5 protein-coding genes are annotated in these 4,651 nt (G+C 34.5%); 3 read left to right on the top strand and 2 right to left on the bottom strand.

All coding sequences use genetic code 11. The features are described 5' to 3' along the window. Positions 1–47 precede the first annotated feature (47 nt). The gene (locus PHQ93_RS10595; RefSeq protein WP_299944199.1) at positions 48–956 is read right to left on the bottom strand and encodes an AEC family transporter; all 909 of its coding nucleotides are present in this window, start codon (positions 954–956) and stop codon (positions 48–50) included. Between the two features lie 47 nt (positions 957–1,003). Here PHQ93_RS10595 and PHQ93_RS10590 point away from each other — a divergent pair, with 47 nt between their 5' ends. Both PHQ93_RS10590 and PHQ93_RS10585 read left to right on the top strand, forming a co-directional pair. Then, complete coding sequence (locus PHQ93_RS10590) at positions 1,004–1,324, top strand: co-chaperone YbbN (protein ID WP_299944196.1); 321 nt, start codon at positions 1,004–1,006, stop codon at positions 1,322–1,324. Between the two features lie 25 nt (positions 1,325–1,349). Further along, the gene (locus tag PHQ93_RS10585; protein ID WP_299944189.1) at positions 1,350–2,174 is read left to right on the top strand and encodes a hypothetical protein; all 825 of its coding nucleotides are present in this window, start codon (positions 1,350–1,352) and stop codon (positions 2,172–2,174) included. A gap of 40 nt (positions 2,175–2,214) precedes the next feature. Here PHQ93_RS10585 and PHQ93_RS10580 read toward each other — a convergent pair whose 3' ends face one another. Next, a complete protein-coding gene (locus PHQ93_RS10580; protein WP_299944186.1) occupies positions 2,215–4,173 on the bottom strand; it encodes a methyl-accepting chemotaxis protein in 1,959 nt (652 codons plus the stop codon). A 243-nt stretch (positions 4,174–4,416) separates the two neighbouring features. Here PHQ93_RS10580 and PHQ93_RS10575 point away from each other — a divergent pair. Continuing rightward, the coding region (locus tag PHQ93_RS10575; RefSeq protein ID WP_299944181.1) for an S-ribosylhomocysteine lyase at positions 4,417–4,651 on the top strand (235 nt) is incomplete at its 3' end.

Raw genomic sequence — 4,651 nt, 5'->3', positions numbered from 1 at the left:
CATTTAGTTGTTCGTATATTTCATATATTTTGTTCATAAATCCAACTCTATAAAAATTTTAAAATCTTAATTCCTACGAAAATAACTCCTAAAAATAGAGCCGAGGAGATAAATACAAGGGCGGTCACAACTCTTGGCTCACAATCGTAAAGCGATGCAATGTTTACATTTGCGACTGCTAGTGGCGTTAGAAGCTCTATGAAGATTATTCCTTTGATTGTCAAATCTAGCTCAATATTGTAGAGAATTAAAAAAGATATGGCTGGAATTATGATAAATTTCATACCCATAACCCACGCAGTCAACTTTTTGCTTATCTCGCTTATCTTCGTTCCGTAAAGGTAGATGCCAAATAAAAAAAGCTGCATTGTCATTGAAGCGTAAGCGCCCATCATGAGTGTTTTCATAATAGCTTCGTTTGGCACGAAGTTAAAAAAACTAAGAGCGATGGCTAGCGTTGCAGCCCAAAGAATAGGGAGTTTTACTATATTTTTTAGTGATGTTTTTGTGTCGTAGGCACCTCTTGAGTAGTAAAAAACTCCAAATGTATAAACTACGAAAATATTTACAAGATTTATGACTGTTACATAGGGGATGGACTCCTCGCCAAAAATGGCTATACAGAGAGGTATTCCTAGATTTCCAGTATTTCCTATAATGGCTGAAACAGTTGCGACCCCGCGCTCTTTTTGCGCTAAAAATATCTTTTTTGCAACAAAAGCCGAAAAGATTAAAACGATTATGGTAACTAAAAAATATATAGATGGTGCAAAAAGTAGAGTGATGTCTATAGGGCGAATCAGAAGTCCCCAAAATGTTAGAAAAACTTGAAGGAAGTAAACATTTATGATTGTTATGGTTTTCTCATCAATTTCATCTTTGAAGCTCATCTTTGCGAGGTAGCCTATGAGTATGAAAAAGTAGATGCCTGCAATGGAATATATTATTGAGCTCATAAGTGCGATTATAGTATAATTTTGCACAAAAATTAGGGGTTTAAGAGATGCAAAGAGTTGAGGAAATAAGAAAAAACATAGAAGAAAACAGAGCGGTAATGCTCTACTTTTCTGCACCATCTTGTAATGTGTGCCATGCCCTAAAACCAAAGCTAGTAGATGCGTTACATAGTAATTTTAGAGAGATGAAAATTATAAGCATTGATGTTTCGGTAGAACAAGAGCTAGCCGCAAGCTTTAGCGTTTTTGCAATTCCCACTGTTTTAATTTTTTTAGACAGCAGAGAGTTTTTGAGAAAGTCTCGTCACATGAGTGTCGATGAGGTTGTAAAAGAGATAAAACGACCTTATGATATTATGTGTTCGTAAAGTAGTTATACAAAAAGGTTAAAATATGAGCGTTTTAGATGAACAAAAAGGTGAAGAAGAGAGTGTTAACCCGTATTATGTGCTATTTTGCTCAGCGATAAATGCGCAAAAAGAACTCGTTGTACTTTTGTATAAAAATGATATTGTACTTTTCAATAAAGCTTTTGTAGATTTTACAAAAATTAACTCTCCCAAAGAATTTTTGAGAGAATATAGTTCAATATTTAACCGGTTTGTGCCTTATGACAGCTATTTTCACTCTGGAAAAATAGAGAACTTAGCACTCTGGGTAGATGAGTTTATAAAACTGCCGCAAGAGGAAAAAATTGTTAGTATGTTGGATTATAAAACTGAAGCATACGCCTTTACTCTGGATGTTCAAATACCTGTACTAGATTATACACTTTTAATATTTACTGATATTTCTCAAGATTTAATCAAACGAATTATGGTTGAAAATGATACAAGTATTGATAAAGAGAGTCTCGCGTACGATAAAAAATATTTTATTTATACTTCAAAAAGTTTTTACGATACAGCAATTTTTAACAAAAAAATCATTGGAATTACTATTATAGACCTAATAACTCAAGATACTATTGATGAAAAAACTTTAAAAGATTTTGTAGTAGATATTAAGGGCATTATTCGCAAAAGTGATATGCTTGTGCGATGGGAAGAGAAGCAATTTTTACTAGCGTGCTTTGTTGATTCGGCTGAAAATAGCGAAAAAATAAATGAAAAGTTACGCAAAGAATCTCACTACGAGATACGCCTCGGCACTGCTATACAAGAAAACAGAGAAGAGATAAGTCGCATCGTTGAAAATGCGGAGTCAATGCTGCTGTAACTACTTTCGCACCTTTTTATAGACGCAAAAGTATAAAACTTTAAGTTCTAAAAATTTCTAGTTTGGCATTTAGTGCATCTGTCATAGTGTTTAAATATTCAGCCGCTGCTGCAATTTCTTCAACACTTCTAGCATTTTGTGAAGAGATTTGATTTGTTTGAGATATTTGAGAGACAATTTCTTCAACATCTTTTCCCGCTTTTTCGAAATTTAAAGCAGTTTTGTCGCTCGCGTTTACTGCCTCTTGAACTATCTTGACTGTTTCATTAATTTTCTCTTCCACTTCAGTTGAATTTGTTGCTAAAATCTGTATGCCCTCTGAATTGCTGCTCATTTGAGTGCCTACATCCATGATGGACTGAACAATAACATTTATGGTTGCATTTATCTCTGTTAGCGAACGCTGCGTTCTCTCTGCTAGTTTACGGACTTCATCGGCAACAACCGCAAATCCTCTTCCATGTTCACCAGCTCTTGCTGCTTCTATTGCTGCGTTGAGGGCAAGAAGATTTGTTTGGTCTGCAATGTCGGAGATGATGTTAAGAACTGTTCTGACAGCGTTTGCTTCATTTGATAAAATATCCATCTTTTGAGCGATTTCAACCTCAAGTTCGGCACTCTCTTGAGCTTTTAAAGTAAGATTTACTATTTCTATTTTTACTGAATTTAGATTTTCATTGGCTTTTATGATATCTTTTTTGCTCTCTTGTGAATCATAAATAGCCTGCTGTATCTCACCCTTTATTTCATTAGCTTTCTTTGTGGTTTCGTTAATAACTCCAACAGATTTCTCGACATTTACGCCAACGCTATGAGATGTCGTTGAGAGCTCATGGGATATTGCGGCGTTTTCGCTCGAGCTATGTTTTGAGACATCTATGAGATTTTTTAGTTCGTCAAATAGCTTGTTGAAGCTTTTTGCCATTTCGGATAGCTCAAGCGGTAAGTTTTCATCTGCTCTTAGAGTTAAATCACGATTTTTAGCAATAAGAGAGAGTGTTTCTTTAAAGTCCTCTATCGGCTTAGAGATACTGCTCTTTATAAACAGAAGCGTGACCGTGACCAATATAACTAATGTAAAAATAAGCGAAAGCGTTACTAGCATCATCCCTCTGTTAGCGGAAGCTATTTTTTTATCTAAAGAGTTATTAACTGTTTTATAGAGTTCAATTTCAACTTTTCTAAGTAGTTCAATACTTCCTGTTACGCTATCAAACCAAACTTTAGAGTCAACTCCAAAATTACCGTCTCTGCCTTTTGAGGTGGCAACATCGATAAACTTCATGGTGTTATTCACTGTTTCGCCACTAAATGTGCTTTTGTAAAATATTTTTAAATCATCAGAGAGAAGAGTTTTAAATTTTCGTTCATTGATTTTATATACATCAAGTCTGCCTATAAGAGTAGAGTAGCCACCCTCTGGAAAACTATCTTTTGAGAATGCCTCATTTAAGAGTGCTCTTATTTGACCAAAGCTCTCTTTTACCGATGCCATATGCGTGTATGCTTGAATTAGTATTATGCTCTCTTTGTCGTCTAAAAGAGATGGGACAACTATTGTTGAATCTATAAGTGCAACGATAATTTTAGTATAGTAATTTTTAACTTCAGCAACTGGTAATTTCAGTGAGTCAACCGCCGCTCTTTTCTCGTTTAGTTCACTTAAATTATCTAAAATAGGTGTATCGTTTTTGTTGGTAGCATAAACAGCTTTTGCCTCATTTATTGCACTATCTACACTTTGTCTATTGTCTTTAATGCTCTCTTTGTTTTTTGTACCATCGCTGGATATAAACCCTACGCTAAGCCCTCTTTCCATCTGAATAGAGTGTATAATTTTGCTTATCGCTTCTGCTTCTAATACACGCTTTTTGGTGTTTTGAAGTTCTGTTTCCCTTTTTTGGGTGTCAATTAAAATAAGTGCCGATAGCACTAAAATAACAAGCAGTGGAAAGAGCTGCAACGCCAAAGACTTTGCTTTTATGCTTACTTTTTTCATTTTTTCCTCTTTAGTTTTTTTGTTTTTTTTAAAATGTCGGGCTGATTAAAACAGTTAGATTAGGTGGATGTGCAGGGGGGGTGATGTTTTAGTGAGTAATTTCATAAAAATCCTTTTTAAGATATTATAACTTAAAGTTAAAGATAATCAAAATATTAATTTTAATAAAATATTTTCGATTAATTTTTTAACATAAAGAAGTTTAATAAAAAACGATACAATAAAACAAAAAAAGGAATTTAGATGCCGCTCTTAGATAGTTTCTGTGTGGATCACACAATTATGCCGGCTCCTGCCGTTCGTCGTGCAAAAGGGATGAAAACTCCAGGCGGAGATAATATTACGGTTTTCGATTTGAGATTTGTTAAGCCAAACGAAGAGATTTTATCATCTGAGGGAATCCACACTTTAGAGCATCTTTTTGCTGGTTTTATGAGAGATCATCTAAATGGCGATGGCGTTGAAATTATAGATATTT

Source organism: Sulfurimonas sp. (assembly GCF_028714975.1).
Classification (GTDB): Bacteria; Campylobacterota; Campylobacteria; order Campylobacterales; family Sulfurimonadaceae; genus Sulfurimonas.
The sequence above is the reverse complement of the archived record's forward strand: the minus strand, read 5'-3'. Positions and strand labels throughout refer to the sequence as shown.

Excerpts from the sequence above, each read along its gene's own strand:
- PHQ93_RS10595 (WP_299944199.1), bottom strand. The coding sequence starts at position 956 with ATGAGCTCAATAATATATTCCATTGCAGGCATCTACTTTTTCATACTC.
- PHQ93_RS10590 (WP_299944196.1), top strand. The coding sequence starts at position 1,004 with ATGCAAAGAGTTGAGGAAATAAGAAAAAACATAGAAGAAAACAGAGCG.
- PHQ93_RS10585 (WP_299944189.1), top strand. The coding sequence starts at position 1,350 with ATGAGCGTTTTAGATGAACAAAAAGGTGAAGAAGAGAGTGTTAACCCG.
- PHQ93_RS10580 (WP_299944186.1), bottom strand. The coding sequence starts at position 4,173 with ATGAAAAAAGTAAGCATAAAAGCAAAGTCTTTGGCGTTGCAGCTCTTT.